25 protein-coding genes are annotated in these 26,485 nt (G+C 37.9%); 16 read left to right on the top strand and 9 right to left on the bottom strand.

Going from position 1 to position 26,485, the window contains the following annotated elements; translation table 11 throughout:
- Nucleotides 1-272: 272 nt before the first annotated feature.
- The 3 genes from EMK97_RS13865 to EMK97_RS13855 all read right to left on the bottom strand — a co-directional run bounded on the left by EMK97_RS13865 (nucleotide 273) and on the right by EMK97_RS13855 (nucleotide 2,349).
- Complete coding sequence (locus EMK97_RS13865) at nucleotides 273-599, bottom strand: cupredoxin domain-containing protein (RefSeq protein ID WP_130603150.1); 327 nt, start codon at nucleotides 597-599, stop codon at nucleotides 273-275.
- A gap of 275 nt (nucleotides 600-874) precedes the next feature.
- Nucleotides 875-1,297: a hypothetical protein gene (locus tag EMK97_RS13860; protein WP_130603148.1), complete on the bottom strand. Its 423-nt coding sequence runs from the start codon at nucleotides 1,295-1,297 to the stop codon at nucleotides 875-877.
- Nucleotides 1,298-1,410: 113 nt separating this feature from the next.
- Entirely contained in the window at nucleotides 1,411-2,349 is a 939-nt protein-coding gene (locus EMK97_RS13855) for a 4Fe-4S binding protein (RefSeq protein WP_130603146.1), read from the bottom strand.
- 179 nt (nucleotides 2,350-2,528) lie between these two features.
- Here EMK97_RS13855 and EMK97_RS13850 point away from each other — a divergent pair, with 179 nt between their 5' ends.
- The 4 genes from EMK97_RS13850 to EMK97_RS13835 are packed head-to-tail and all read left to right on the top strand — an operon-like array spanning nucleotide 2,529 to nucleotide 5,528.
- Complete coding sequence (locus EMK97_RS13850; protein ID WP_211342246.1) at nucleotides 2,529-3,950, top strand: COG3014 family protein; 1,422 nt, start codon at nucleotides 2,529-2,531, stop codon at nucleotides 3,948-3,950.
- A 28-nt stretch (nucleotides 3,951-3,978) separates the two neighbouring features.
- Nucleotides 3,979-4,416, top strand: coding sequence for a YcfL family putative periplasmic lipoprotein (locus tag EMK97_RS13845; RefSeq protein ID WP_130603144.1), 438 nt, complete (start codon nucleotides 3,979-3,981; stop codon nucleotides 4,414-4,416).
- A gap of 24 nt (nucleotides 4,417-4,440) precedes the next feature.
- Nucleotides 4,441-5,043, top strand: a complete 603-nt coding sequence (gene lpoB / locus EMK97_RS13840) for a penicillin-binding protein activator LpoB (RefSeq protein WP_130603142.1) — start codon at nucleotides 4,441-4,443, stop codon at nucleotides 5,041-5,043.
- 8 nt (nucleotides 5,044-5,051) lie between these two features.
- Nucleotides 5,052-5,528, top strand: a complete 477-nt coding sequence (locus EMK97_RS13835) for an outer membrane lipoprotein (RefSeq protein ID WP_130603140.1) — start codon at nucleotides 5,052-5,054, stop codon at nucleotides 5,526-5,528.
- A 2-nt stretch (nucleotides 5,529-5,530) separates the two neighbouring features.
- Here EMK97_RS13835 and EMK97_RS13830 read toward each other — a convergent pair whose 3' ends face one another.
- Nucleotides 5,531-6,301 (bottom strand): substrate-binding periplasmic protein, encoded by a 771-nt coding sequence (locus tag EMK97_RS13830; RefSeq protein WP_246028795.1) that lies wholly within the window; start codon nucleotides 6,299-6,301, stop codon nucleotides 5,531-5,533.
- Between the two features lie 205 nt (nucleotides 6,302-6,506).
- On the opposite strand from EMK97_RS13830, the gene EMK97_RS13825 reads away from it, so the two are divergent.
- The gene (locus EMK97_RS13825; protein ID WP_130603138.1) at nucleotides 6,507-6,959 is read left to right on the top strand and encodes a GNAT family N-acetyltransferase; all 453 of its coding nucleotides are present in this window, start codon (nucleotides 6,507-6,509) and stop codon (nucleotides 6,957-6,959) included.
- A 105-nt stretch (nucleotides 6,960-7,064) separates the two neighbouring features.
- Nucleotides 7,065-7,757, top strand: a complete 693-nt coding sequence (locus EMK97_RS13820) for a cytochrome b/b6 domain-containing protein (RefSeq protein ID WP_130603136.1) — start codon at nucleotides 7,065-7,067, stop codon at nucleotides 7,755-7,757.
- Between the two features lie 87 nt (nucleotides 7,758-7,844).
- Here EMK97_RS13820 and EMK97_RS13815 read toward each other — a convergent pair whose 3' ends face one another.
- On the bottom strand, nucleotides 7,845-8,315 hold the full coding sequence (locus EMK97_RS13815; RefSeq protein ID WP_130603134.1) for a c-type cytochrome: 471 nt from the start codon (nucleotides 8,313-8,315) through the stop codon (nucleotides 7,845-7,847).
- Nucleotides 8,316-8,468: 153 nt separating this feature from the next.
- Nucleotides 8,469-11,222, bottom strand: a complete 2,754-nt coding sequence (locus EMK97_RS13810; RefSeq protein ID WP_130603132.1) for a choice-of-anchor B family protein — start codon at nucleotides 11,220-11,222, stop codon at nucleotides 8,469-8,471.
- Between the two features lie 132 nt (nucleotides 11,223-11,354).
- On the opposite strand from EMK97_RS13810, the gene EMK97_RS13805 reads away from it, so the two are divergent.
- Together EMK97_RS13805 and EMK97_RS13800 are read left to right on the top strand one after the other, a co-directional pair.
- Nucleotides 11,355-12,107: an MbnP family copper-binding protein gene (locus tag EMK97_RS13805; protein WP_170176768.1), complete on the top strand. Its 753-nt coding sequence runs from the start codon at nucleotides 11,355-11,357 to the stop codon at nucleotides 12,105-12,107.
- Nucleotides 12,104-13,228: an MbnH family di-heme enzyme gene (locus EMK97_RS13800; protein ID WP_130603128.1), complete on the top strand. Its 1,125-nt coding sequence runs from the start codon at nucleotides 12,104-12,106 to the stop codon at nucleotides 13,226-13,228. Before EMK97_RS13805 ends, EMK97_RS13800 begins: the two co-directional genes overlap by 4 nt.
- A gap of 74 nt (nucleotides 13,229-13,302) precedes the next feature.
- Here the strand turns inward: EMK97_RS13800 and EMK97_RS13795 are convergent, their stop codons facing one another.
- Complete coding sequence (locus EMK97_RS13795) at nucleotides 13,303-15,606, bottom strand: S9 family peptidase (RefSeq protein WP_170176767.1); 2,304 nt, start codon at nucleotides 15,604-15,606, stop codon at nucleotides 13,303-13,305.
- Between the two features lie 363 nt (nucleotides 15,607-15,969).
- Here EMK97_RS13795 and EMK97_RS13790 point away from each other — a divergent pair, with 363 nt between their 5' ends.
- The 8 genes from EMK97_RS13790 (at nucleotide 15,970) to EMK97_RS13755 (ending at nucleotide 23,804) form a co-directional block, all read left to right on the top strand.
- Nucleotides 15,970-16,620 (top strand): hypothetical protein, encoded by a 651-nt coding sequence (locus tag EMK97_RS13790; RefSeq protein ID WP_130603124.1) that lies wholly within the window; start codon nucleotides 15,970-15,972, stop codon nucleotides 16,618-16,620.
- A 243-nt stretch (nucleotides 16,621-16,863) separates the two neighbouring features.
- Nucleotides 16,864-18,192, top strand: coding sequence for a tyrosine-type recombinase/integrase (locus tag EMK97_RS13785; RefSeq protein ID WP_170176766.1), 1,329 nt, complete (start codon nucleotides 16,864-16,866; stop codon nucleotides 18,190-18,192).
- A 127-nt stretch (nucleotides 18,193-18,319) separates the two neighbouring features.
- Nucleotides 18,320-19,681 carry a hypothetical protein gene (locus tag EMK97_RS13780; RefSeq protein WP_130603120.1) on the top strand — a complete coding sequence of 454 codons (1,362 nt, stop codon included), beginning with the start codon at nucleotides 18,320-18,322 and terminating at the stop codon, nucleotides 19,679-19,681.
- Between the two features lie 28 nt (nucleotides 19,682-19,709).
- Complete coding sequence (locus EMK97_RS13775; protein ID WP_130603118.1) at nucleotides 19,710-20,117, top strand: hypothetical protein; 408 nt, start codon at nucleotides 19,710-19,712, stop codon at nucleotides 20,115-20,117.
- A 249-nt stretch (nucleotides 20,118-20,366) separates the two neighbouring features.
- Nucleotides 20,367-21,173: a DUF6387 family protein gene (locus EMK97_RS13770; protein ID WP_130603116.1), complete on the top strand. Its 807-nt coding sequence runs from the start codon at nucleotides 20,367-20,369 to the stop codon at nucleotides 21,171-21,173.
- A gap of 79 nt (nucleotides 21,174-21,252) precedes the next feature.
- Nucleotides 21,253-21,447 carry a helix-turn-helix domain-containing protein gene (locus EMK97_RS13765; protein ID WP_246028794.1) on the top strand — a complete coding sequence of 65 codons (195 nt, stop codon included), beginning with the start codon at nucleotides 21,253-21,255 and terminating at the stop codon, nucleotides 21,445-21,447.
- 414 nt (nucleotides 21,448-21,861) lie between these two features.
- A protein-coding gene (locus EMK97_RS13760) for an IS3 family transposase (RefSeq protein ID WP_130598651.1) occupies nucleotides 21,862-23,015 on the top strand; the annotation gives its coding sequence in 2 pieces (ribosomal slippage) (nucleotides 21,862-22,120 and nucleotides 22,120-23,015; 1,155 coding nt in all).
- Between the two features lie 90 nt (nucleotides 23,016-23,105).
- Entirely contained in the window at nucleotides 23,106-23,804 is a 699-nt protein-coding gene (locus EMK97_RS13755) for a hypothetical protein (RefSeq protein WP_130603114.1), read from the top strand.
- A 117-nt stretch (nucleotides 23,805-23,921) separates the two neighbouring features.
- Here the strand turns inward: EMK97_RS13755 and EMK97_RS13750 are convergent, their stop codons facing one another.
- Together EMK97_RS13750 and EMK97_RS13745 are read right to left on the bottom strand one after the other, a co-directional pair.
- A complete protein-coding gene (locus EMK97_RS13750; protein WP_130603112.1) occupies nucleotides 23,922-24,752 on the bottom strand; it encodes a hypothetical protein in 831 nt (276 codons plus the stop codon).
- Entirely contained in the window at nucleotides 24,752-26,434 is a 1,683-nt protein-coding gene (locus tag EMK97_RS13745; RefSeq protein WP_130603110.1) for a hypothetical protein, read from the bottom strand. Before EMK97_RS13745 ends, EMK97_RS13750 begins: the two co-directional genes overlap by 1 nt.
- Between the last annotated feature and the right edge of the window lie 51 nt (nucleotides 26,435-26,485).

Below are 26,485 nucleotides of genomic sequence, written 5' to 3'. Positions count from 1 at the left end.
TAGCTCGCTTACTGGGGGGCACTACTTGACTGAAATCAAGTTTCTACACAAATGTAAAAATTTGTTGCGTAAAAAATAAAATCTTTGCGCTACATCAAGTAAAAACAATTTAATTTTAACTAAAAAAACGCTTAACCCTGCTGTTTATAAGGGGATTTACCGCGATTTAAGCGGATATTTCATTACATTTTTTAAGGATAATAGACAGGTTTAACAAGAGCAGAATGTAAAACTCAGGCGAGAAAAGCCTGAGTGTATACAAATGAAAAGTGCTAATTTTGAGATTTAACGACAGTCACTTTACCTGTCATTTTAGGGTGCGGTCCACATTCATAAGGAAACTCACCTAAGTCATTAAATGAACGTTGATACGTTTCATCAGGAAAGAAATATTCCGGCTCTTCTTTATCAAGTTGCTTAAACCAGACATTATGATATTGACGCTTTTCTATATTCTTCCAGATCACAGTATCACCTTGCTCTATAGTGATCTCTGCTGGAATAAACTCTTTCTTATAAATTTCAACGACAACTTCTTTTGCCAAAACAGGCGTTGTCGATAAAACACTTATTAAAACAACACTTAATAAACTGCGCATAGTCACCTCAAATTAATCTTAGCGATCATATCAGAAATTAACTCCATTATTAGCAGATAAGTACTATAAATCAATTAGCTAACCTCAGGTTTGCATAAGAAATCGCGCAAACCTAATCAAATCAATAGGCTACCTATCTTTTTTGATTTCTAGCTTGATATTTTTTCTGAATTCAAGGCTTTTTCAAGTAGGAATAGCTGGCTATTTCACTTTAAAATAACGTAGAAGTCAGTAAAAATAACTGCTAGAAACGCATGGCTTATGTGAAACTGAGGTTAATTATTAATATCAGCCTTATAGAGATCAACTAACTGTTGCCACTGGCTTTCATTAAGAACAGATTGCGTATACTCATGACATCGCAATGTTCGCGCAGCTAAATCGGCGCGCGCATTGGCAACATCCGTCAGTAACTGCTGCACTTTTGCTGCGCTATCACCATTTAATGTTGCTAGTGTAATAGCGCGTTGTCCGCTAGTGATTATATTGGCAGCCTCAACCGCAGGTGCCATATTGTCAGCACGCCATTTCGCAAATGCTGCTACTTGCTCAGCTGTTAACTTTAATAGCTCAGCCTTTTTGACTAAATAAGGCATAAACATAGGAATAGGATTTACTTGTGCAACCTGCTTCATTGGGTTGGCAAAGGTAGATAGCGGTATAAATAATAGTAAGACAATAGTTAATAAAGGTTTCATGATAGCAATCCCTGTTTAAAATTCAGTCAATAGCGTATCAGTTATTACATTAGAAAACCATACATTAGAACAAGATACATTAGCAAAAATTAATTTAATGTTTACTAATAAAGTTATTTAACTTCCTTAATCTCTATCTCATTTTCTTTATACTTACCCGCAGGCCTATCCACTTCAAGCGCTTCTTTGCCATTTACCCACGCCAGCAAACCACCATCAGGGTTGGCTTTTTGCACAGAAGCACAAGCCGAGACACACTGCACACACTGAGTACAAGTAAATTTAGCGCGTTTCATATTGCGTGTCGGCAAACGCATTGGGCAAGCTTGATCGCAAGGTTTATAGCCATGCTCATTAATACAATCCCGACACGCTTTGGCGCGCTTACGATCAAACTTAATCACCATAGCCTTTTTATTGGCCATCCAAATTAAGCTTTGAAATAAGCCTAAAGCGCAACCGTATTTGCAAAATAAATGACGGGCAAAAATAAAGTCCGCGCTAAAAACAATGGTTGCCACGGTTATAAATAAGGCTGAGCCAAAGCCTAAATTAAAGTTAACTAGGTTGGTTAACAGTTCGGTCGGATTAACCAAATAGCTCACTAAGGCAACCGCCCAAACAAAGGCCATAGCAATAGCGGCTACAGCGACTATCACCCGAGGAATAATGCGCTTATTGGCAATGCTGGCTTTCTCCCAGATAGTGACACGATTAAGCTGCTTAAGCATTAAATCATTGACTAACTCAACCACAGAAAAGTGCGGACACAACCAACCGCAATAAATACGACCAAACTTCCATATCAAGACGCCAGTGATCGCCACAAAAGCCATACCAGGTAGTAACACTCGAGCAAAAATTTTAATGGCGGCATCAAGGCTATCGCCACCACCATATAAGATAGAATCAATGCTGATGGTCCAGGCATGACCAAATAATATGATATGCCCTAAATCAACATCATAGCGAAAAATATCTAAAAGCGGCGCGAACAAAAATAATGCAAAGAAGGCTACTTTGCTGGAAATACGCGCTTGTTGTAACGTCATAACAACACTCAATAAATCAACCAGAACACTATTAGTATAAATGCGATGAGACAAGCGCGTATTATTTCAGATCAGCATAAAGCGAATTTCCATGTTCAGCTGTTATTAAGCAAGGCTTTATTACAATTTTTACACAAAGTCTAACTTGTTAAATATAGGTAACAAGATAAGCTAAGATCATGATTACGACATATCGATACATTTGCTACGTCTTAGCAAGTTCAATACTATTAAGTGGCTGCTCGGCAACACGATTCAACGATCTTTTTTCTAGCTATTATCAGCAAATGCAGCCGGTAAAAACGGCGCAATCACAAGGAAAGTATCAACAAGCACTCAAGCTACTTCCAAATAGGTCTCAATCTAATAATGCCTACAACCTCAGCTTACTCGAGCATGGACGGCTGCAATTTTTGGCCAAGCAAATAAAACCAAGCCAAGATAGCCTAGCTCACGCTTACCAAGTAATCAGTGATGAACAAGAAAAAGCCAAAATTCAACTGAGTCGCGGTGTTGAAAATGCTGCTGCGATAGTCAGTAATGACAGCGCCACCCGTTATATTGTGCCGCCCTACGAACAAACCATGTTGCACAGTTACCAAGCGCTGAATTATTTAAGTGAAAACAAGCTATCGTCGGCCTTAGTTGAAGTAAGGCGAGCCAATTTAGTACAAGAGCAGGCATTAAGAAGCAATAATGCCAAGCTATATAAAGCTGAGCAGAATATGGCAAAGCATGGCGTCAGTATGAACTCGTTATCGAGTAAGTACCCAAGCATGCAAACAACCATTGGCGAAGTAAAAAACGGCTTTCAAAATGCATATACCTTTTACCTTTCCGGCTTATTATATGAAGCAGGCGGGCAAAAGAATGATGCCTATATTGACTATAAAAAAGCACTAGAAATATTTCCCGATAATAGTATTTTACAGCAAGAAGTTTGGCGCTTAGCTAACCAGCTAAGCATGGTCGATGACATCGCACGTTATAAACAAAGCTTTAATATTAACGAAAATGATCACAAAACCAATAGCGGCAACCTTATCGTAATTACCGAGCATGGCATTATTGAAAATAAAAGCGAATTTTCACTTAACCTACCTATTTTCACAAGCCATGATGATATGCGCTTTTATAGCTTTTCAGTGCCCACTTATAAAAACTATTTACGCAACTACGCGCCAGTATCAATCAACTATCAAGGTAAACATTATCAAAGTGAAGAAATTGTCAGACTACAATCTCTCGCCGCCTTTCAATTAAAAGAGCAAATGCCAGCAACCATAGCAAGACAAATTGCCCGTATTATCGCCAAAGAAGAAATTAGACAACAACTAAGCCGCAAAGGCGGTGATGTCGGAAATATATTAGCGGGACTCTACAATATCACCACTGAGCAAGCAGACACACGCAGCTGGAGTACGCTGCCCGATAAGGTAGAAATAATGAAGCTTGCTTTAGCGCCGGGTCAACACAAAATTGAGCTTGATATTGGCGGCGCCAAAAAAGCGGTCGAGGTAACCATTAACCAGCAAGCAAATACCTTGCTGTATGTAACGGCAATCGGCTCACAAAGCCAATTGCGGGTATTTAACTTATAGTGTTCACTGTCAAACAAGGATAATTCATATGCATATTAAACAGCTTATATTTGCCACACTCATTATGTTGGGGCTGGTTGCTTGTAAAAATGTTCCACCGGTAACTTCTGGCATAGGCACAGAGAAAATTGCTCATGGTCAGAATTATCAACAGCGACTTATTGTTGATAATCAGCAGCTAGCCTCGCAGCTCTTTATCAGCGATATAAAAACTAGAATGAATAACGATTTTCTTGAAGTGAATCTGGCACTCACAAGCAAATACGAAAAATCACTGGCACTACAATATCAGTTTAATTGGTTTGATAAAGACGGTTTTGTTATTGAATCAGGCAAGAATCCTTGGCAAGCATTAGAGCTGCACGGCATGCAAACCATCAATGTAAAGGGCTTAGCGCCGTCGAGAAATGCCGCCAGCTATAGCTTTTACGTACGTGAAGTAAATGAAAAATTTTACAAATTTTAGTCAAAATAAATTAAGGAAATTATCATGAAAAAACTTGCTTTAATTACAGCTATGACACTGGCAGTACTGGTTACTACCGGCTGTACTAACAAATCAGTTGTACGTTACGGAGATGCAAGCGCCGTTGAAACAACCGATATAAACTTTGGCTCAACCGATTTACAAAAAGTGGCCGGACAAATGACAGATTCACTACTGGTATCGCCTGTGGTGGGTACATTAACCGCTAACACCCGCCCTGTTATTTTTGTTGAAAGTATCAAAAATAAAACCAGTGAGCACATTGATACCGAATCAATCACTGACTCTATTTCCACTAAGCTGCTGCGCTCTGGCAAATTCCGCTTTGTTGATATGACACGAGTCGCAGCTGCTCGAGAGCAAATTCAGTATCAAAATACCGGCGGTATGGTCGATGCGAGTAAAGCGATTCAATTTGGTAAACAAGTGGGCGCTGAATATATGCTTTATGGCAACTTATCTAGCATAGTGAAGTCAAATAAAGATAAATCAGACGTCTACTATAAATTTACTTTACGTTTAATGGATTTAGAAAGTGGCTTAGTTGAGTGGGCCGATGAAACAGAAATCCGTAAAACCAAAGAAAAAGAATTTGTTAGCTGGTAGAAGTTATCATGAGAATTATACTAAACAGCATACTTTTTCTGGCATTAACAGGGCTTATTTCAAGCCCTGCTCTTGCTCAGTACGAAAGAAACAAAGCCGTTCCTGTTGAAAAGGTACTCTTTGGCAAAATCGACTCTGTTAGAAACATCAGCCAAGAAGAATTAGTTAACGATAGAAAGAATGGTTGGAAAACCTTTGGCGGCGCGTTAATTGGCGGTGTTATTGGTAATCAATTTGGTGGCGGAAGTGGTCAAGATATCGCGACCGTATTGGGTGCTATTATTGGTGGTAGCATTGCCCACAACAGCCAAAATAGTCAGCGTAAAATAATTCAGCGTATTGTTGAATTGATGATCACCACAAGTGATGGCAAACAGTATATGGTCATTCAAGACTTTGATCATAACATGGTATTCCAAGCTGATGATAAAGTGAGGGTTATCTATTTAAACAATGGCTATGTGCGAGTTGATAAGCAGTTTTAGGCTTATTGCTCGTAGGTAATATCGAGCATATTATACTTTTGCCTTAATTTTGCCAACTCGCCGCGTTGCACCATGTTATTGAATATCTTTTTAAATTGCTGTGTGGAGCTTTTATAACGGCTCTTATTTGATATTTGCAACCAAGGTGTTCGCTGTGAAACGACTAACGGTGGGCCAAAAAAGTCTTTTTTACCCGCCGTTAGCGCCGAGTTAATAAGAGGATCTAATGGGCCAATAACGGCATCAACACGACCCGCTGCCAACATATGAACAGCTTGATCAAAATCTTTAACTAAGTACTTATTAATTTGCTTATCATTATCTATCTGCTGATTAAATTGTGCTCCGCGCAAATAAGCTAATCGCTTACCTCTTAAGCTAGCTATATCAGCAAAATGAGTCCCTTTTACCCCAATAACAACATTTTTTAACGTCGGTAACGGTGCAATATAGGTTACGTAACCTTCTAGCTCTTGGTAGCGATACATTATAGTTATATCAGTTAAACCCACTTTTAACTCATGTACTATGCGAGCATATGGGTAAATTGCATGTTCAGCTTGTAAGCCTGACGTCTTAACGATTGAGTTAGCGATGTCATAATAAATACCACTCAGTTCTTGTCCTGAATTAATACCATAAGGTGCAATAGCTATAGTGCGTACTTGTACCTTATCAAGACTTTCTGCTTGAACAGTACACATCAATATCGATATAAAAAAGGCAAAAATATAATACCTAGCAGCACCAGAGGTTACTTGTTTATTATTCAAAAGCGACCAATCTCCTTTATTACCCATCATCTACAGAGCTAGGCTCTAAAACACATTCATTTTAGCTTTATTGCAATTAAGTAAAGTGCTTTAAATATAAGTGATTTTTATTACGCTAACCAGCTAAATAACTGCTAATATATACAGCCAAACTATAAGTCACTGTTACTTATGAGCCACTGTCATCTATGAACCACAGTAACCTATGAGTCAAAGCGCCATAGAACTATTCACCATATTACAAGCAACGAAGGCGGATAAAAAAGCTATTTTACGCTTTTACAAGCAACAGCATTACAGTGCCCGCTTTATCGGCTTAGATCATTGCTACTTTATCAAGCACCAAAATATTATTATTGCTTGTGTGATTGTATCTAAATTGACACAAGATAACCCACAATACTTAATGCACGCTTTATTTGTCGACAAAGAGTTTCGTCAGCAATCACTAGCCAGCCAATTAATTCAACATGTTACCAGCAAGCACTCACCACTTATTTGCTTTGCAAAGCAAGCGCTAAGCAAGCTTTACCTTATCAATAACATGAGAGCTATCTGCGATACACAAGCACAATCATCACTGAGCACAGCATTGCAACTAAGGTTTAACAGCTATAAAAATAAAGAGCCATCCTTAACTGTATTTGCTCTACCGTAAACTTCTTAACCTCGAACGCTTAACACTTTGCAACAATAATCACTTCACCTTGCTAATCTCCTTCATATAAAATGGCTCAATAGCATCATAAGTAAGAAGTTAACAATGAAAAAACAATATCTCATTTGGGACTTGCCGCTGCGTTTATTTCACTGGGGCTTTGCCACGACGCTATTACTATTATGGTTAACAGCTGAGCTAGGTACAGACTATATAGATTGGCATATAAAATTAGGCTACATAATTCTCGTATTGACCAGTTTTCGTATCTTTTGGGGGGTTGTCGGGCCAAAACATGCAAGGTTTTCTCAGTTTATGCCATCACCTAGCGCAGTAATAAATTACCTAAAAAGCCATAAATCAGTAGATGCCAAAGTTTATGCTGGTCATAACCCCATTGGCAGCATCATGGTGTTGCTGATGCTGCTATTAGTATTATTACAAGCAAGCAGCGGCCTTTTTGTTGATGATGAGGTGTTTAGCTCAGGACCTTATTTTAATGCCGCCGGCGCTAGCGTTGATAAAATCATGCGCATTATTCATTTAAATACCTTTGATTTTATCTTGGCAGCGATAGCGCTACATATAACGGCTATTATTTTTTATAAAAAAGTGAAAAAACAGAACTTAGCCAAAGCTATGCTTACCGGTAAAAAAGACGCTGAAAAATTATCTGCAGAAGATGAAATTTCTGGTTCACGCCTTGGCTTAGCACTTATTGTCTTAGCACTGTGCGTCGGCTTTGTTTATTGGCTTGTGGTAATAAATCCACCACCGATGGAAGAGTTCTTTTATTAGCGAGTATTTGTACGCTATACATAAACAACAGACATAAAAAAACAGCCATCAAAGGGCTGTTTTTTTGATCTCTAATTCAACAAGACATTAATCTTTTTTGAAGTCATCGTGGCAGCTGCCACATGTTTTACCAACACCGCCAATAGCACGTTTAATAGCTTTTTCGTCACCCGATACAACAGCTTTTTGTAATTGGCTTGAAGCATTAGTAAAGTCAGTGATCTTACCTTCAAGTTTTGCTCTGTCGGTCCAAACACTATCTAGCGCATCGGTTTTCACAGAAAATTTACGAGTATCTGTTTTCAGGTAATCACCTAACATATGTGAGAACTGCTCTAAACGTAAAGCATTTTTAGCAACAACCTCTTTATTTAGCGGGATTTTACCTTTAGCCATAGCGCCTAACGGCCCCATATTGCTCGCCATTAGTTGAAACATAGCTTTACGAAGCTCAGTTGCTTTTTCCGCATGCTTTAATGATTTAGCAGGTTGTGCCTGAGTGCTTACTGCAGCAACAGTGATAGCACAAGCGACAGCGACTTTTGATAATAATTTCATAGGACAAATTTCCGTTTTTATAATTAATTATTCGAATATAATAACTTAGAGCTAACAGCATTAACAACCGCGGTTATCTCAATTTAAGGTCAACTCATCGAATATCACTAAGCAATACTCGATGAGTCAAAGGGGTAAGTTACAAGAGATAAGTTAAGGTGCTCTATACAACACTCGCTTTAACATAGCTGAGCTAATCAGCATAAATAAAATCATCCAAGCAGCGCCACCGCCACTGCTGCTGGTAGGCTTAGGCTCTACAACAACATTCGGTGCAACAACCGTGAGAGTAATTGTCGCCGTAGAGCTAGCACCTCGATAATCGGTCGCGGTAAAACTAAAACTGAGTGAACCTGCTGTACTTGGCGCAACAAAGCTTGCTGTGCTTTGCTCTGCATCGGTAATAGTGACTTGTGAACCAGCAGTTTGTTGCCATAAAAAGGTCATATCATCTTTATCTGGATCAGAAACAGTCGCAATCAAATTGACGTTTTGATCGGTATTCACTTGGAAATTCTCACTTAACGAAATCACAGGTTCATGGTTTTGATCATCATCGGCAATATTTATCTCAATTTGCTCATTTATACCAATACGACTGCCGTCCACAGAAGTCAGTTGAATAGTAAAGCGCTCAGCGTCTTCTTCCTCACTATCATTAATGATATTAACCGAAATAGTTTTACCTTCACTGTCCCCATTTGCCCAACTTAACTGACCTGCTACTTGTTCGAAATCTTCGCCCGCTATAGCGGTATCGGCAATGCTTACATAATCCACCAAAAGCTCGCCAACGCTGCTACCAATTCGGTTTACTGTCACAACCAGCTGCTCATTTTGCTCAGCTACATCTAAGCTCGCCACAGCAAATGAAGCGGCACCATTATCTTCTTTACCCGCTAAATTGATAGTGACGTAACTGTTATCACCTAAGGTTGCCCCATTGGTTGGGTTATAAAGCCTGATGAAGAAAGATTCTGGCAGCTCCGCATCATCTAATTTCTCCGCAATAGCTGCAGTAATGGTTTTATCGGCATTATCATTGGCCTGCCAAACTAATGTACCATCAACCAAAGTAAAATCAGCACCAGCTTCAGCACTGCCAGCAATAACTTGATAACTCACACTGGCAGCATGAGTTAAATCTGTGCCATGACGACTGACATCAATACTCAAATCTACACCTTGCTCAGTGGCAATTTCTTTGGCGGCAAATGAGAACTGACCCACAGCAGAGCTTTTGGCATTATCTTTTAAGACATAAAGGCCGCTGTTAATATCACTAATTAAGATATTGCCTGAAGGAAGAAACGGATAAACACCCCAAGCGCCATTAAAGCTAGCACCATCACTTGGGGTATAGGTGTCAAAAAAGCCAACTTGCTCAGGTGTGCTTGGCTCGGTGATATCTAAAATGGTTAAACCACGCTCGTAGTTCGACATATAATAACGATTACCGCGCACATAACCATTGTGATCAATTGCTGATGTTGGCCCAGTCCACTGACCTACTTGCACTGGGTTGGCTAAATCTGCAATGGAAAAAATACGCACTGTGGTATTTAAGCCGCCACGGTACTCATCAAACTCATCATGAAGTAGCACATACTGATTATCATCTGTGCCCCAACCTGAATGCACATATTGAGCTGAGCTTGGTACATCACTGTAACTAACATCACCTAAACTCTTGGTATTACTTGGCTCGGTGATATTCCACAGCTTCATTTCTTTTTCATTGAAATCAACAAAAACAGTACAGCTCCCCTCACTAATGCCACATTGCTGCTGCGCTCGATCATCATTGATCACAATCGATGTACCATCGTGAGTGTAACCACTACCAAAGTACTTATTGCCACCTTGAGTTAAGGTTCTTGGGTCAGTTAGTGAATAACTTTGAAATGCGCCACTTAAATTATTTGCCCCTACTAACTGTAATGACGGTGTTTGCCCAGGGAGTGCCACATTTAAAGAATAATCAACATTAGAAATATAGATATTATGGGCGGTACTTACTGCTTTATTTTTCTCAACCACGCTAATGGTATTTGGCAGAGAGTTAAGATCAATTACCGTAACATAATCAGTTGCCCCTGAATTGCTGCCCTCAGTGGTGACATAAGCGTAGGCTTGCCATAAGTTCAAGCTTTGATCATAGTATTGATACACTTTTACATCACGCCAGCTCGAATTAACACCTTTGATAGTGCCCACTTCCACAGGATTGGTTGGCTCAGTTACATCAATGACTACTGTGCCATTAAGTAAGGTCATAATGGCGTATTCTCGGTTATTATTTAAATCAACATGTCCCCAAATATCGCTACCTGAGCCGGGTTTAGATGACATTTCAGACAAGGGTACATGAGCAAGTAAATCAACGTTATCACAAGAGAACACACCTGCTTTACCTTCTTGACAGATAACATCAGATTGACGCTGATTTAACTGCTGATAATCCGACAACATTTGCTTTAACTCATCTTGACTAGCCAGCGATTTACCATCAGCAAGTACCTTAAAACCTTTAGCACGTAAAAGCTCAGCCATCTCTTGGGGTACATTGGTTAAAGTGGTTACATTCGTTTGCGGGCTTTGCGACTGGTAATGATCAAAGCGGTTATAGCCGCCTGAAATAGGCACTAAGGCACTTTTTAAAAAGAACAGCTCTTCACTTGAATTGACTTTATATTGCCCCGCAGCAAGCAATACACTATCGCCCTTGTTCGCTTGTTTTACCGCATAAGCAATGGTTTTACATGGTCTTAATACGTTGTCACACTGACCAACATCTTTGCCGCTAGTGGAAACGAACCTTGATTTGTCATGCTCTGAATGACCATAAGCAAAATTAGCTATGCTTGCTATAAGTAACCCCATTAGGGCAAGGCGCTTTTCTATCATCTGACTTCCTATTAAAATCCACTTATGCACTAGACACTAAATAAAGTGTTAATTTTATGTTAACATTTGCTGATAAACTACCTTATAGCATACTATATACCGCAAATGGCAGTGCTTTTTGGATTAAATTATATGCGCAGTATTATAACTTGGCTTTTTTGTTGTATCTCTTTACTTGGCTGTAGCGAACAAAACACAGCTAAAATATCCATTAGCCCACAAGTAAACAACGCAGTATTTAACTGTCAGTCAGCCATTCAACAAGACAGTAAATCCTGGCAACTTGCCCAGTTATTTTTGTTTGCCCATAACATCAAATATCAAGACCAAGATAACAACTGGCACACGCTAAAACTTGCCGATAACAAGTATCAAAGCCAACAAGTAGCCCTTTTAGGTGTAGATTGCGAAGACACTGACGAGCAAAACTGGCAACTAGCTCTGCAAGACAATATCGCCACGGAAGATATGCAAGCAATCCGTATAACCATAGGTGTCCCTTTTGCTTTAAACCATGTCAATCCACTCAGCCAAGACAGCCCTTTAAATGTACCCAACATGTTTTGGGTCTGGCAAACCGGGCATAAGTTTGTTCGCATGGAAATGAATGCCAGTGATGATGGCTACTGGTTATTTCATTTAGGCTCAACTGGTTGCTCTTCTGCCAGTTCATTACGCGCGCCTAACTCACCATGCCTATATCCCAATACTTTTACTATTGATTTAAGCAAAGCCGCTAACCATCACTTTGAACTAGCAATCGACAGCTGGTTTCAAGGGTTAATCTTTGACGATGACAGCAGTTGCCAGTCACATAAAGACAACCCATATTGCCAACAAATATTTGATAACTTAAATATTAACTATACCGCGGTCGCGCAATGAAAAAGCCACTAATCATATTATTGCTGTTATTTCTTGCAAGCTGCTCGCAAGAGCATCAAGGTACGCCGTATCAATGGCCTGTTATTGATGGCTTTCCTAAACCGCAAGTACCAAAAGATAACCCGATGACGGTTGAAAAAGTTGAGCTTGGCCGACATCTTTTCTATGAAAAGCAACTATCATTCAATCAAAAGCAATCTTGTGCCGGCTGTCATCAACAAGATGTAGCATTTGGTGAAAGTATTCCAGTTTCCATTGGCTCTACAGGACAATATCACCGTAGAAACTCGCAAGCCTTAGTTAATGTTGCCTACAATAAAACCCTTACTTGGTCTCATGACGGTATAACCAGTCTAGAGCAGCAAATACTATTACCTATGTTTGGCGAAGACCCTATTGAGCTTGGCATTACCGGCCATGAAAATGAAATTCTTGCCCGCTTTAGGCAAGGTAAATATCCAGCACTCTTTGAGCAAGCTTTCCCAGGGCAAGCTATTAGCTATGAGAATATTGTTAAAGCACTGGCTAGCTTTGTCCGTAGCCTTATTAGCCTGAACTCACCCTTTGATCGCTACGCTTACTATGGCGAAGATGATGCTATATCTGCATCAGCCCTTAAAGGCATGGAGTTATTTTTTTCCGAACGCTTTGAATGCCACCACTGCCATGGTGGATTTAACTTTACCCAATCAACTAGCCATGAAAAACAACTCATTGATAGACGACCATTTCACAATACCGGCCTTTACAATAGCAAAGCCGAGCAAGGCTACCCGAAAAAAGATAAAGGCTTAGCAGAAATTACTACCTTAGCGCGAGATGACGGCAGGTTCAGAGCGCCAACGCTAAGAAACATAGCTAAATCTGCACCTTATATGCACGATGGTAGTGTTGCCACCTTAAGTGAAGTGTTAGATATTTATGCCGCAGGTGGCCGAGTAATAGTTCAAGGAGCTTATCAAGGAGATGGTAGAGCACACCCAGAAAAAAGCCAATTTGTGCGCAAGTTTGCTATGACAGCGCAAGAAAAAGCCGACTTACTCGCTTTTTTACATACCCTAACCGATGAAGCGTTTTTAACAAATCCTAACTTTGCTAAACCTAGCAACAAAGACAAATAAAAAAGGTATTGTCAGCTAAGCTGGCAATACCTTGATTTTAATCGTTGTTAAGTAGAACTATTTATTAAGTAAAATTACTTATTCAATTGAAATTGATACTCTTTTACTGGCTCAGCCCCTAATAAATGCTCAACAAAGTAATCCCAACGTTTACGAATAAAGTAATCACTGTCGTTTAAGAAATGATCTAAATTTGGGTAAATCATTAAATCAAAATCTTTATTAGCTTGTATTAACTTATCAACTAACTGAATAGTCGCAGCCGGGTTAACGTTATCATCTAACTCACCATGAGCGAGTAATAACTTCCCCTTAAGCTTGGCAACGCTTTCTGGGTTTAAATTAGTTTGCTCATCCCAATGTTTAGCAACAGGGTAGCCTAACCAAGTTTCATTCCAACCAGTTTTATCGGTTCTAAAATCATGATTACCTGATGCAGCCACACCCACTTTAAAGAAGTCAGCATGTCTAAACATCGCCTGTGCAGTATCATAACCACCGGCAGAGAAACCAAAAATGCCAACACGATTAACATCTAAATAACTGTGCTTGCTCGCTAACGATTTAATGGCATCAACGTGATCATCAACGCCACCCGCTAAGTTTTTATAAGCAACTAAATGGAAATCACGATCGCGCTTACTGGTACCGCGGCCATCCATTTTAATCACAACAAAGCCAAGCTCTGCTAACGATTGCGCTTGCTGAAAGTAAGTCCAAAAGGACTTCGGTGTAAAGAAGCCATGAGGGCCAGTATAAGTGGCATCAATAACTGGGTACTGCTTGTTTGCATCAAAATTGCTTGGTTTATACATCAAACCATACAACTTAGTTTTGCCATCATCAGCTAGCACTTCAAACGGCTCTGGTGGTTGCCAACCTGTTGCCATTAACTCAGTAACATCAGGCGTACCTAGAGTGGTAATCACTTTGCCATCAATGGTACTTCTTAGCTTAGTTGCAGGGACGGTTTGCGCATCTGAAGCAATATCAACAAAATAGTTAAAATCTGGCGAAATACGCGTGCTATGCTCTAATGGCTCAGGCGTTAATAACTGTTGGTTAGTACCATCAAGGTTCACCTTATATAGGTGACGAAAATATGGGTCTCTACCATCAATGCCGCCAGAGGCTTCAAAGTATAATTCACGCTTTTCTTTATCTAGGGCACGATAAACACGCACATAGCACTGACATTGAGTGATTTTGTTTTTCAGCTTACCCGTTGACAGCTCATATAAATAATATTGCTGATTACCATCACGCTGGCTTGTCCAAATGATTTCATCCGATTCAGGTAACACCCAAGCATCTTGCGCCCAAGGATCAATAAATTGCTCAGAGGTATCTTCAACCACTAAACGAACCTTATGATTCTCTGGATTGTATTCATGAAAACTCATACGCTTTTTCGCACGCGCTTGTTCATAAAAATAAAAGCGATTATTGTCTTCCCACCAGCCCCATATTGGGCCGCCATAATAGGTTTGCAACAATTTAGGTGCAGCAACCTTAGTTACTTTTTTGCTTGCCACATCAACCGAAATAATATCACCTTCCGGGGTATGCTTATCGCCAGCTAAAGGATAGTAATAACTATATAAACGAGGACGTAAACCATCTTCATGGCTTGCCTGAATTAAATGTAACTTACCGACTTTTTCACGATTCATACGATGAGTAAGCACGGTTTTACTGTTCGGTGCCCAGTAAACGCTTAATCTAGGTTCAGTAGAGCCAGGGCCTTTAGCATAAGATCTTTTCGGGCTTTCATTACGTACCGCATAGGGATAGCCTTCAGTACCGTCAAAAGTTAATTGTACCGTTTCTTTGCTGGCATTATCAGTTAAGTAGATATTCCAATCTTTCATTGAAAGCGAGTATTTACCATCCGGCGAAGAGTAAGCTGGTTTTTCATCTGTATCTTTATCAGTTTTTTGGCAGCTACTTACCTTAAGATCGCAAGTATAAGTTTGTTTTTGATAGCTAATAGCTAATGAGTTAGCCGTTAAATCAACTTCTTGAATAGCTAAAGAAAAGTTATCTTTGTCATCGTGCGATAATGACGCTTTAACTTTTTGATGATCAAACAAAGGCGCAACCGTACCAGATTCAGGTATCACCTTATAGTAGCTTTGATTACCAGCTTTATCTTTTTCACTAAACCAAAAGTGATTACCTTTGCCAATCCAGTTTGGCTCAACCGCCAAATTACGCACCATGTTTTTGACATTTTTAGGCAAGTACATTTCTGCACGTTGATAGTCGGCTTCAGTTACCTGCGGCTTATTCGCTCCAGCAGCGCTATCTTTTTCAACAACAATTGAACACGCACCTAAACTTGCACATGTTAATAACAAAACGGCATTTCTAACCATTGCACCCTCACAAATTATACAATCTACAATTATCATAATAACAAGTTATAACAATGAAGAAAGAAAAATCGGTGAGTGGCAATAAATCCACGATAAGAAGTTAGTACATGCAATAGCTAAGTACTTCTTTCTTTGTAATCCTCAATCTATCGAAAACATCTTACATAAGACTAGAATTAGCTGTGGCAAGTATTTAGATCCATGTTACGTGCAAAATATAGCTAACCTTTTTTCATAATGTATATGAGCCACATTCGGAAAATCACATAAAGTTATTCCGGTAGCAGCTTTTAAAATTCATGTAATGATTACCAAGCCAGTGAAGTTACTGAGCTTGATTTTAAACAAAATAAAGGAAAGGTTATGAGAAAAAAAACAAATACATGCTATTGCATTATTACCGCTAGCGCTGTTCTTACATCACATGCTAATGACTTACCAAATGGTTTTATAGATTTTGGTGACACAACTGTCCAAACGTCTCAACAATTAGAATGGCTTGATGTCAATTTAACCCGAGGTCGCAGCTACAATGATGTACTCGCTGATATCACTGATGCAGAAAATCAAACTACTGATAAATTCAATGCAGCAGAAGGATGGAGGTACGCAACCGAAGAAGAGTTTAAGAACTTAATATTTGAATGGTTTAGTATAGAGTTTTCCTCATATAGCTACAATGGCTATCCTTTTGGTAAGCGAGATGAGCCAATTGTAGAAAGCTTTATTTACACATTTGGAGATACATACCAATTATTTCTAAATAGTAAGAATCACAAATTTGCTGTTGCCCCGTACGGAGCTGGTGCAGTCAAAGGGATTATTGGAAGCTACAGAGGCTCTACTCATTGGAGACATTCTGTTGCTTTAATTAGCGATTCTGAATTAATGTATCGAGGTAGCAGCAATTTCTCACATGATAATGATGACATTGTCGGCTATCGAGAAACTCAAGCTGATATCAAATCTTATAACCACATAGGATCTTTTTTAGTAAGAAAAATAGAAGAGTAGAAAATGGTGGCCCCTCAGTGACTTGAACACTGGACCTACCGATTATGAGTTTTTATCTCAATAGTTCCTTGCTTAATTACCTGATTCCGCTAAAGTTAACAAAGTGCTGAAATAAAAGATAAAACCTCAACTTGGTCATTAACCTTCTTTAATTATTTTTGCGCTAAATTAATCTTTATGGCGGCCCATTGGCGGTCTATTTTTACATTAAACTTTAGACCGTCCGATCTGCATGGAGCAATCATGGATAATAAGTTCTCATTCATCAAATCTAAGCTTGAAGCAATCAAGCCAGAGAAGAGCAAGAAACGTTATTATGATACTCAAATATCAGAGTTAGTATTAATTGTTCATCCCTCAGGAAAGAAAAAGTTTACTGTTAGAAAAAAGCAAAGTGGAAAGGAATATAATGTTTCATTAGGAGAGTTCCCCACTATGACTATTGCTAATGCAAGAAAGCAAGCAATAGAAGAGCTAAATACAATTAATCAAGGTGTAAACCCTAATGCTAAACGTAAGCAATCAGAACTAGAACTTATAACACTAAATCAAGTATTAGCTGATTACTTTAAGCATAAGCCCTTGGCTCCGAAAACTGTTATTAGTTATCAATCTTTAATCGATAACTACTTTGATGATTGGAAATCAAAACCCCTCCTAAGCCTTCAAGAAGAAGATATAAAAACGATTCATCGGGAAGCTTCGGCCAATAGCAAATCTCAAGCAGATGGTGCTATGAGAGTCCTCAGGGCAATTTTCAACTTTGCATCGTTTGAATATAGAGACATTAACAACAATGCCATTTTCGAATCCAATCCAGTAAAAGTATTAAGTCACTTAAGATCTTGGAATAAAGTTGACCGAAAAACCTCAAGAATAAAACAGACTGACCTTAAGGACTGGTTTCATGCCATCAGAGAAACCAGAAAAAAAGCTGCTTTACACAGAAATAACTTTACCATTGGTGTGTGTGACTTTTTAGAAATATGTTTGTTAACAGGGCTACGAAAGCAGGAACTTCTTAACCTCACTTGGGATAGAGTCGACTTTAAAGAAAGGTCTTTTTATATTGATAAGACTAAGAACGGTGATCCACTTGAGCTGCCAATCTCAAGCTATATAGGAACAATCTTAAAGAGGCGAAAAGACGTTAGAAGTAACTCAACATTTGTTTTCGATGCTGATAATGAATTGGGGCAAATCAGAGAACCTAAAAAGGTCATAAAAAGTATAGTTGAAATGTCAGAAATCAATTTCACTTTACATGATCTTCGAAGAACATTTACTTCTATTGCTGAAAGTTTAAATATAGGTACTTATACATTGAAGCGGCTAACCAATCATAAAACTAAACGAGATGATGTTACTGCTGGCTACACGATACTAACGCCTGAAGAATTGAGAGAGCCAGCTCAACGGATAGAGGATAAACTCCTTATCCTTGCAGGAATAAAACAACAAAAAGATAATATTGATTTACTGTTAAACCAAGCTACATCAGAGCTAAGCGAAAAAGAAAAAAGAGAGTTGCTATTTAAATTAGCAGAAGTAAAACATTTAAAGAGTTTATAACAAATTAACTTTCGAGGTTAACTAAAACTACCTATAGTTTATACTGTTTATTCTTTTATTTAGTTCGCTGAAAAATAGACTCGTATAACTTTACAACAAAGAGGTAAAAAATGATAAGGAAGTTAACGTGCATAAAATATATACACTAAAAAGTGGCAAACCAGTTCAAAGTAAAATCAAAAAGCTATTTGGTACACACGGCATCGAGCTGTTGGATGAAGATAGGCTTGATCTGTTGAAAAAAGTCAATATTTTAGTAGATTCCAGCACTACAACTCAGTTTACAGAATCTCAAGGAACATCAAAATCTAGCACCGGAAGCATAGTAGGTAGGGCACTAGTAGGTGCTGCTGTTAGCGGAGGTTTAGGGGCTGTTGTGGGCGGAGTCACAGGAAAGAAGTCTCATGAAAGTAGTTCAGTTACAAAGGAATCAAAAAATTATGAGCTTACTTTAGAGTTAACCTTTTTAAATGAAAAAAAAGTTCATGCCATTGTAAAAGATATAGATACATATCATTGGTTATTGGCTTTTGTTGATATGAGTCCTTGGTCAGATGCCAAGATAAAGCAAGCAGAGAAAGAAGCCAAAGAATCAAGAGATGAAAATATACGCTTTTTTGAGCAAAGGCGCTTGATAAAAGACTATGAAAAACAGCGTAAATTAGAAAAGAGAAAGAATACACAAGAGATAATTAATAAATGTAAGAACTTTTTTAAATCTTTAGTTGGTTTAACAAATTACGAGTTAAAAGCAGGCATGTCTCCACATCAACTTAAAGTAATGAACAAGTTTATAGCAGCTGAAGGTTCGCCAAATGGAAATTCATCTAAATTCTGTGGGAAATGGTCTATTAACTTCTTGGCTGAAAACTTAACAAGTAATAAAAATAAAAATAAAGCTTTTTTGAAAAACAATTCCGATACAAACCCTTTTTCACATTGCCTTCTAGCCACAGAAAAATTTTGTGAGTTATCCTACATACAGAAAAATGCTGCATGGTTTAAGTTTTTAAATGGAGCTCAATTTGAATACTCTTTTGGAGTACAAGATGAGTTAGAGTACCGATTTTTCACTTGCTGCTCAGATATCATTGTTTGGTTGTCGTGTTTTAATGAGTTTATTGAAAAAGTATATAATGGACTTCCCACATATATTGATGCTAAAGATCAGCATAAAGTAGAACGAAACATTTTCCTCGAAACATTTGAGAATAATTTAAAAAATATAGGAAAAATATTATATTACATAGCGTGGAAAGATAACGGGGCGTACTTAGAGAGCTTTATTTATCTATCATCAGGCTTCAAGAAGCAGTATTCGGACTTACCTTTCTTGAGAGCAATTTTTAATCCTGTTAAAAAACGAGTTAGTAGAAAGTGTAAAAGTTGCAATTCAACTCAGTCATTTGTGCAAAGTAAATGTAGTAACTGTAATATTGAGCTTTTCAGAAGCCTGTTAAACGAGAATGATCCTATTATTGTTCTCTAATGTATGATGGAACTTATTAGGATCTACTTTGACAGAAACAGACAAGCTTAAAGACAAGTTTACTAATGGTTTGAGCAGTCAGCGCTTCATAGAAATATTTTCAACAATAGAGGAGTCAGGCCTTCAAGCTCTAGGAAAATCGAATACTACAACTCTACTATACCAATATAGAGATCCATCAGGAGAAGTTCTCGATATCTTTGCATTTAGACTCGGGCCAGCCCTCATTTCATTCCCAAGATCCTATTGGCTAAAACATAAAGCTAAACTCAATGGTTACCTAGCACAGTTTTCTGAGTTTGATAAACCAGCATTAGAAGGCTTCATCTCAACTTCACAATATTCTGCTGGTCAAGTTAAGATCACTCGAAACACTATTGAACAAATTTTAGCGATATGCACAGAAGTATGCCATACCCTCTCCACCATAGAGTAATACATTAATAACGGGATAATCGACCGTGTAAAATAGTGATCTTCTAATTAGAGTTTTTGTGGCAGTTTATTTCTGATTAACCTATTCAAAATGGCCTATATAATATTCTTTGTACTAACGAGGTACTTTGGTAAGCTAATTAAAACTCAAAAAAGGCTGATAAACCTTTTATATTCGTTTTTTGTAAAAAAGCACATTTTTTGCAATTTTTGATACCTACTAATGGTTAATATAATACAAGGAATTTACATGTATTTATTAGAAGTCAGAGCTAAAGTAAGTAACAAGAATCTAATAATCGAGCTACCTGATAACTTCTCCTTAGAAAACTATAAAGAAGTAAAAAATTACTCTGCAAAGACATGGCTTAGAGTTCTCAGCCAAAGAGCCATGCTATTAAACAGCATTATCAAATTCAATGAAATTGATTTCACTAAGAGTATTGATACTTTCAAAGTATCTAATACAGAGTTAGGACTATCAATAAGCTTTAAAACTCCTGACTTTATAACACCCCGCTTAGACTCCCCTATTATTTTTCCAAAAGGCGATAAACAATTTACATACGAAGAACTGAAAAGTGTTGGAGATATAGAGGAGGCGTTAAACCCTAGAATGAATTCTGTTGTATCTATAAATCGACACGCCAACCCCGAGGTACTGATAAAGGAACTAACCCAATACATCAAGCAAGAATCTCTTTGGTATAAGTCTATTAATAAAGTTAGTGGCAGAAGAACAAGAGGCTTTTATGGACCTGACAAATCATACGAAAGAGTGAATCAAACTCGCTTCAACCGTATAATCAACAAACATGCTTTTGATGACCTAGTAAACTACCAAGTATTGGCTTATATCGATCTAACACTTTACGCATTACTTAATAAAAAGAAATACGGAAATAAATTTTTAGACTCAATCCTATTTACTGAAGAAGATAGTGGGAACAGTCAGAATAAAAAGATAGAGAAAGTAACCCAACACATAGCGAACATAATATTGATGAAAAGGTTTATAACTGATCTAAACCATTCAACAGCAACCTCCCCCCAATAATTACCCCCCCATTAATTGGGACCCCCAGTTTTAGCAGTCATGGTTAACTATTTACATCAATTAAGCAGGAGTAAATAGTATGAATATCAATGAACAATTCTTAAAGCCCCAAGAAGTAGCAAATTGGATTGGCGTAACCGAAAAGACTTTAGCCGTATGGCGTAGTGTAGGTCGTTATAACTTGAAGTTTGTTAAAGTTGGCGGGCGTGTCCTATACCCACAATCAGAAGTGCTCAAGTTTCTAGAAAGCCGATTAATGTCTCAAACAGAATGATATCTCTCTTATCTATTAAGGGGGTATTAGTGTAATCGGTATAGGTAGTATAGCTATGAGTAGTATTGTTGATAGAAGAGCTAATAGAATTAGGTGTAGTTCTTCACAATCACAGCATCAAGAAGTATTTACAAAACCTTTGAGCTCGAGAAGGAGCCGTATAAGCATATCTGATATGTTTATTGATAAGTTTGTCTTCACATTTGATATATGCCCTGATAGACGCGCTCAAGCACTCAGAAACATTGGTTTTGATTTAATAGAAGATGTCGATGCAATCTTGAATAGGAGAAAGCCCACACGAAACAGTCGAGATGACCTTTGGTATACCGATAAAAGGTACGTTATTGATCTGATTTAATAGCACCGCACACTTTTATGAAGGATAATTAATCCAACAATAAAGGTGTGAAAATGACGCAAAGAAGAAAACCAAGAAAATATACAGATGAGTTCAGAGAAGAAGCTGTAAAGCTCGTTACAGAACAAGGTTATAGCGTAACCGAAGCTGCTAACTCGTTAGGCATTACAACGAAGCTGCTTTATAATTGGAAAGATAAATTTGCTAAGCAAGCTTCAGGCGAAACATTAAGTAAAGATGAAAGAGCTGAGCTGGTTAAGCTTAGAAAAGAAAACAAACGCTTGCTAATGGAGCGTGAAATCCTAAAAAAAGCCAGCGCCTTCTTTGCGAAAGAAATGAAGTAAAGTTCGAATATATTAAAGAGCAGCAATGGCGCTTTCCAATCAGTGCGCTATGTAATGTTTTAAAAGTGAGTCGCTCAGCCTATTACGCTTGGCTTAAGCGGCCAGCTAAAATCATCACACCAGATGAGCTAAGACTATATCGTCGTATAAAGCGACTATTTGATGATAGCCGAAGCAGTGCTGGTGCCAGAACCTTGATGAAGCTGCTACGCAAAGAAGGTTTTAATATTGGAATTTTCCGAGTAAAAAGTTTGATGAAGTTACTCAGCTTACAAGTAAAACAACGAGTAGCTTACAAAGTGACGACCATGCGAAAGCATAGTCATGCTATTGCAGATAATTTGCTTAAGCGTAAGTTTAATCCAGCTAGCGCTAACCAAACGTGGGCTGGTGATATTACTTACTTGAGAACTCACCAAGGCTGGATGTATCTAGCTGTAGTAATGGATTTACATTCTCGCCGTATTATTGGTTGGGCTTTAAGTAAGCGTATGACCGTTGATTTAACAATGAGAGCTATGCAGATGGCAATTAACCTACGCCAACCCAAAGCAGGCTTAATATTCCATAGCGATAGAGGTTCACAATATACCAGCAAGCGCTATCGAGCTCAGCTATGGGCTAATCGAATTACACCATCCATGAGTGGTTGTGGGGCTTGCTTAGATAATGCTGTAGTTGAAAGGTTCTTCGGAAGCTTGAAAAATGAATGGCTATTAAATGTTTATCACTTAACAAGAGAAAGCATGAAAATCGATGTTGAAAAATACATCAAATACTATAACTCAGTTCGATTACATACGACCTTAAACGATATGTCGCCAATCGAGTTTGAAAGTGTAAGGAGAAAGTGTGCGGCCTAGCTTGACCAGATCATTATCACACACAGAATTAATGTAGGGTTAGGACGAGAAGACAACCTTGTTCAAGATGACCCAACTAATTCATATAACTTGTTAATACAGCTTTCTCCTAGAGATTTAACTTGGAACTTTGTTAGGGTAAGCGTAAATCCAGACAAAACAGATTGGCCGCTTGTAGTAGAGCACTTAGTAGGTATTTTCAATGAGCCTATAAGGGCGTTACTAGATAGAAGTCGAATCACCTTGCTAGAAACAGCCTTCGATATTTATGGCGTACCCCATGAAGATTTATATGTCTACGGTATGCGTACCAACAAAACAACCGCTATTTTTGACGGGGGTAACAACTTCTATTTTGGAGTTCAAGGAGCACATAGAGTTTACGTGCATTATGATAAACGTAAGCATATTACTTACGATAACAGCAAAAGACCATTACAAGGTAGAGAGCCTCTACCCAATCAAAGTATATCAAGAATTGAAATACGACATAAAAGAGCTAACCAAGGTGAAGCAATTACTTTTCAAAATGCTGTTGAATTGCATAAGTACTTTAGACCAATCTCAATTTTTCATATCCCAAAAACAACTCAAGGTTTTACTGTTGAGGAAGGGCTACGCTTGAAGGTTGCCAAATATGAAAGTTTAATTGTTGCCACTAAGAAAATGCCAAGAAGACAAAAGGAAAACTTTATTGGAAAGTTAAAAAAATATCGTTTTTTTTTATTTAAAGACATTAACTTTGAACAGCAACTAGAAAGAGCTCTTTGTCGATTAATTGAAATTTAGATAACTAACTTCAGTATGTTCACCCTACTCACTATGACTTGATGCTTAAAGCACAATTTTACTTGGGTACTAATTGCTAGTTAAATAATGATTGTCTCTCTTGTGGCTATAAAAGAGTTACGCTGCATTGGTTCTCGATAATAAATTTCTAGTCTTAATAGGTGACAATGTGTTCTGTATGCGTCCGCCAGCATTATCAATTTCAGAGAAAAATAACCTCCAAACCTTTTTAAATAACTCATTCATATTTGCTGCACTGTAGGCTGGGGTGCTTGGCCATTCATGTAACCAGCGCTTTCCAATATATGAAAACAATTCAATGTTTGATGAACATACAAGTGAGGTACATATTTCGGCTGCTTCTTGCAGCTCTGCAAACCCCAACTCAATCTTCACTGCATCTTTGGAGCTGGGTAAATTCAATTTTATAGCATTTTTACCAGCTAACAACCCTGAACTATGTACTATAGCGTGCCGCATTTCGCATAATCTCGCAAACTCTTCCAGAGGTTGAACTAGTTGATTGTTTTTCTTTATTTCATAACCTATAAAATTTTTTAAATTATCAGTTATAGCTTTTTTATCTGAAAATGACGTATTTTCAAATGCTCCTTTCTCTATATTTCCGTACCCAAACCACGCTGTAGCTAAGTTAACTGTCTTTTGAGCACTTTTCTCCTTAGCCTTAGGGCATATAGCAATAATTCCAGACATAACTTCTCTAAAATAGTTCTCTGTACAGGAAATTAACCCAACTAGAACAAGAGATACAACATTGGCATGGCTACCAGCAAATGCAGGCGTAATAGCTGCTAATAATTCATTTCTACTTTTATAAAAAGAGTCTATTGGTGAACTTATTGCTTGTTGAGTATTTAAGTAATCCGAGATATTCCCCATAGAGACAGTTGATGCTGGTGCACTGACCGTTAATTTCCAGTTACTCATTAAGAAATATACTCCTCAGCTAAAGAAAATATCCTATCTGACCAAAACGTTCCTATTTGAGGTACAGACTTAAGTTCTTTGTAACCGATATCGTGAAGTATATCTCTTACTGTCCTTATACTAGAGTTCTCCTTTATTGCTGCTATTCGCGACTTAGTTAAAGACAATACTGAAATATCTTGATTAGCAATATTTTCAAAAATAGATGCTGCTTGCAAAGGGCTGCCACAACTAGAACAAAAGCGAGCCGAGTCTGAGGTGCGTGGTTCTCCGCAAGATTGGCATGGAGGTAGACTTAATTGTAGCTCCTCCTCAATGTTGTCTAATAATACATTTGAGTTTGTTCTAGTATATTCATGTGCATTTCTGCTCTCTAAAGCTGTGGCCAAATCTTCCGTTTTTGATGCTTTGGAAGCCATTAACGCGTTAGTATCTACTAGAGCTGCCAAGTTTATTAAATATAAATCAAAAACGCCTTTCTCGCCTTTGCTTAGAGGTTTTTTCTGACTTACTAATCCTGCGTATTGAAAGAACCCCATAATCTTTTTAAGTGGGGAACTTAATTCCTTTCGAATAGCCAATATTGCACTTTTTCTGTTGGGGGCCTTATCCTTATTGTAAGCTTTAATTAACTCTATCAAACCATCATAAACTTTATTACCTTCCGAAATATAACTTTTATAAGTAGGTAATTTATCTTCTAGAGAGGTGAACACAGTTGTTGTACTTTGAATACTCTTTTTAATTTGACTTAATACATGCCGCTTATTAAATTGAATTTTGTATTTATTTTCTCCATCCTCTTGATATACATTCCTTACCATATTCAACAGGTTTCTGGGTATACCAAAAGCGGAATAACAAATTATTTTAACTAACGCTTCATCTTTCAGTATTCTTTCATTTACATCGGAAGGCAGTCTGCGCTCTAACATAGAAAGCATAAACTTAAGGTAAGTGTCTGACTCAGGATCAATCCATGCGTTTACTTCCTCTGCATCATGCCCTAAATTAAATGTGGGTGAAAAATTTGTTACCCCCGGATAAATTGCAGCTTTAGGAGAAATATTTCGGGCTTTTATCTTCCTATAAAATTCAAAAAAATCTTTTTGTTGCTCATGTGAAAACGCATGTGCTGCATCGTCTAGTAGCAGAACACATCTTGTTTTCCCTGTAATGGACATTGCTTTATCAATTTCATTTTCCAAGTCATAAGTAGAAATAGACTCTAATTTTGTTTCTGCACGGTCTATTTCACCTAATTCTAATAAACTAATTAGCTTCACAACCTCATCTAACTTAATATTGAATCTAGCTTCAGTATCTACATTAAACTTTTTTAAACTCTCGTATATACCCTCATATAACTTTAAATACATCCATTGTGAAAACCAGAAACTACCATTAGCTTGCTTACGATATATTGGTTCTAATCTCAATGAAGACTTAAAGTTTACGTATACTGGAAATGCGCCATTCTTCCCTTTTCTACAAAGCTTATTGAACGCTTTAAGCATGAGTGTAGTTTTACCGCACCCACGAGGTCCACTTAGCAGTTTTGCGCCAGACTGAGTCAACTTCTTTATAATGATGGATTCATTGGGGTGCTCACTAGACCATTCAATAAAGTTTTGGGGCTTTATGTATTCAGCTTGCTCTATGAAGACGTTATCTAGTTCCATACTAAAATTAACTCTCTAAGGATTTATTTAATAATCCTATGACTTTACGAT

The organism is Litorilituus sediminis (assembly GCF_004295665.1).
GTDB classification, from domain to species: domain Bacteria; phylum Pseudomonadota; class Gammaproteobacteria; order Enterobacterales; family Alteromonadaceae; genus Colwellia; species Colwellia sediminis.
The sequence above is the reverse complement of the archived record's forward strand: the minus strand, read 5'-3'. Positions and strand labels throughout refer to the sequence as shown.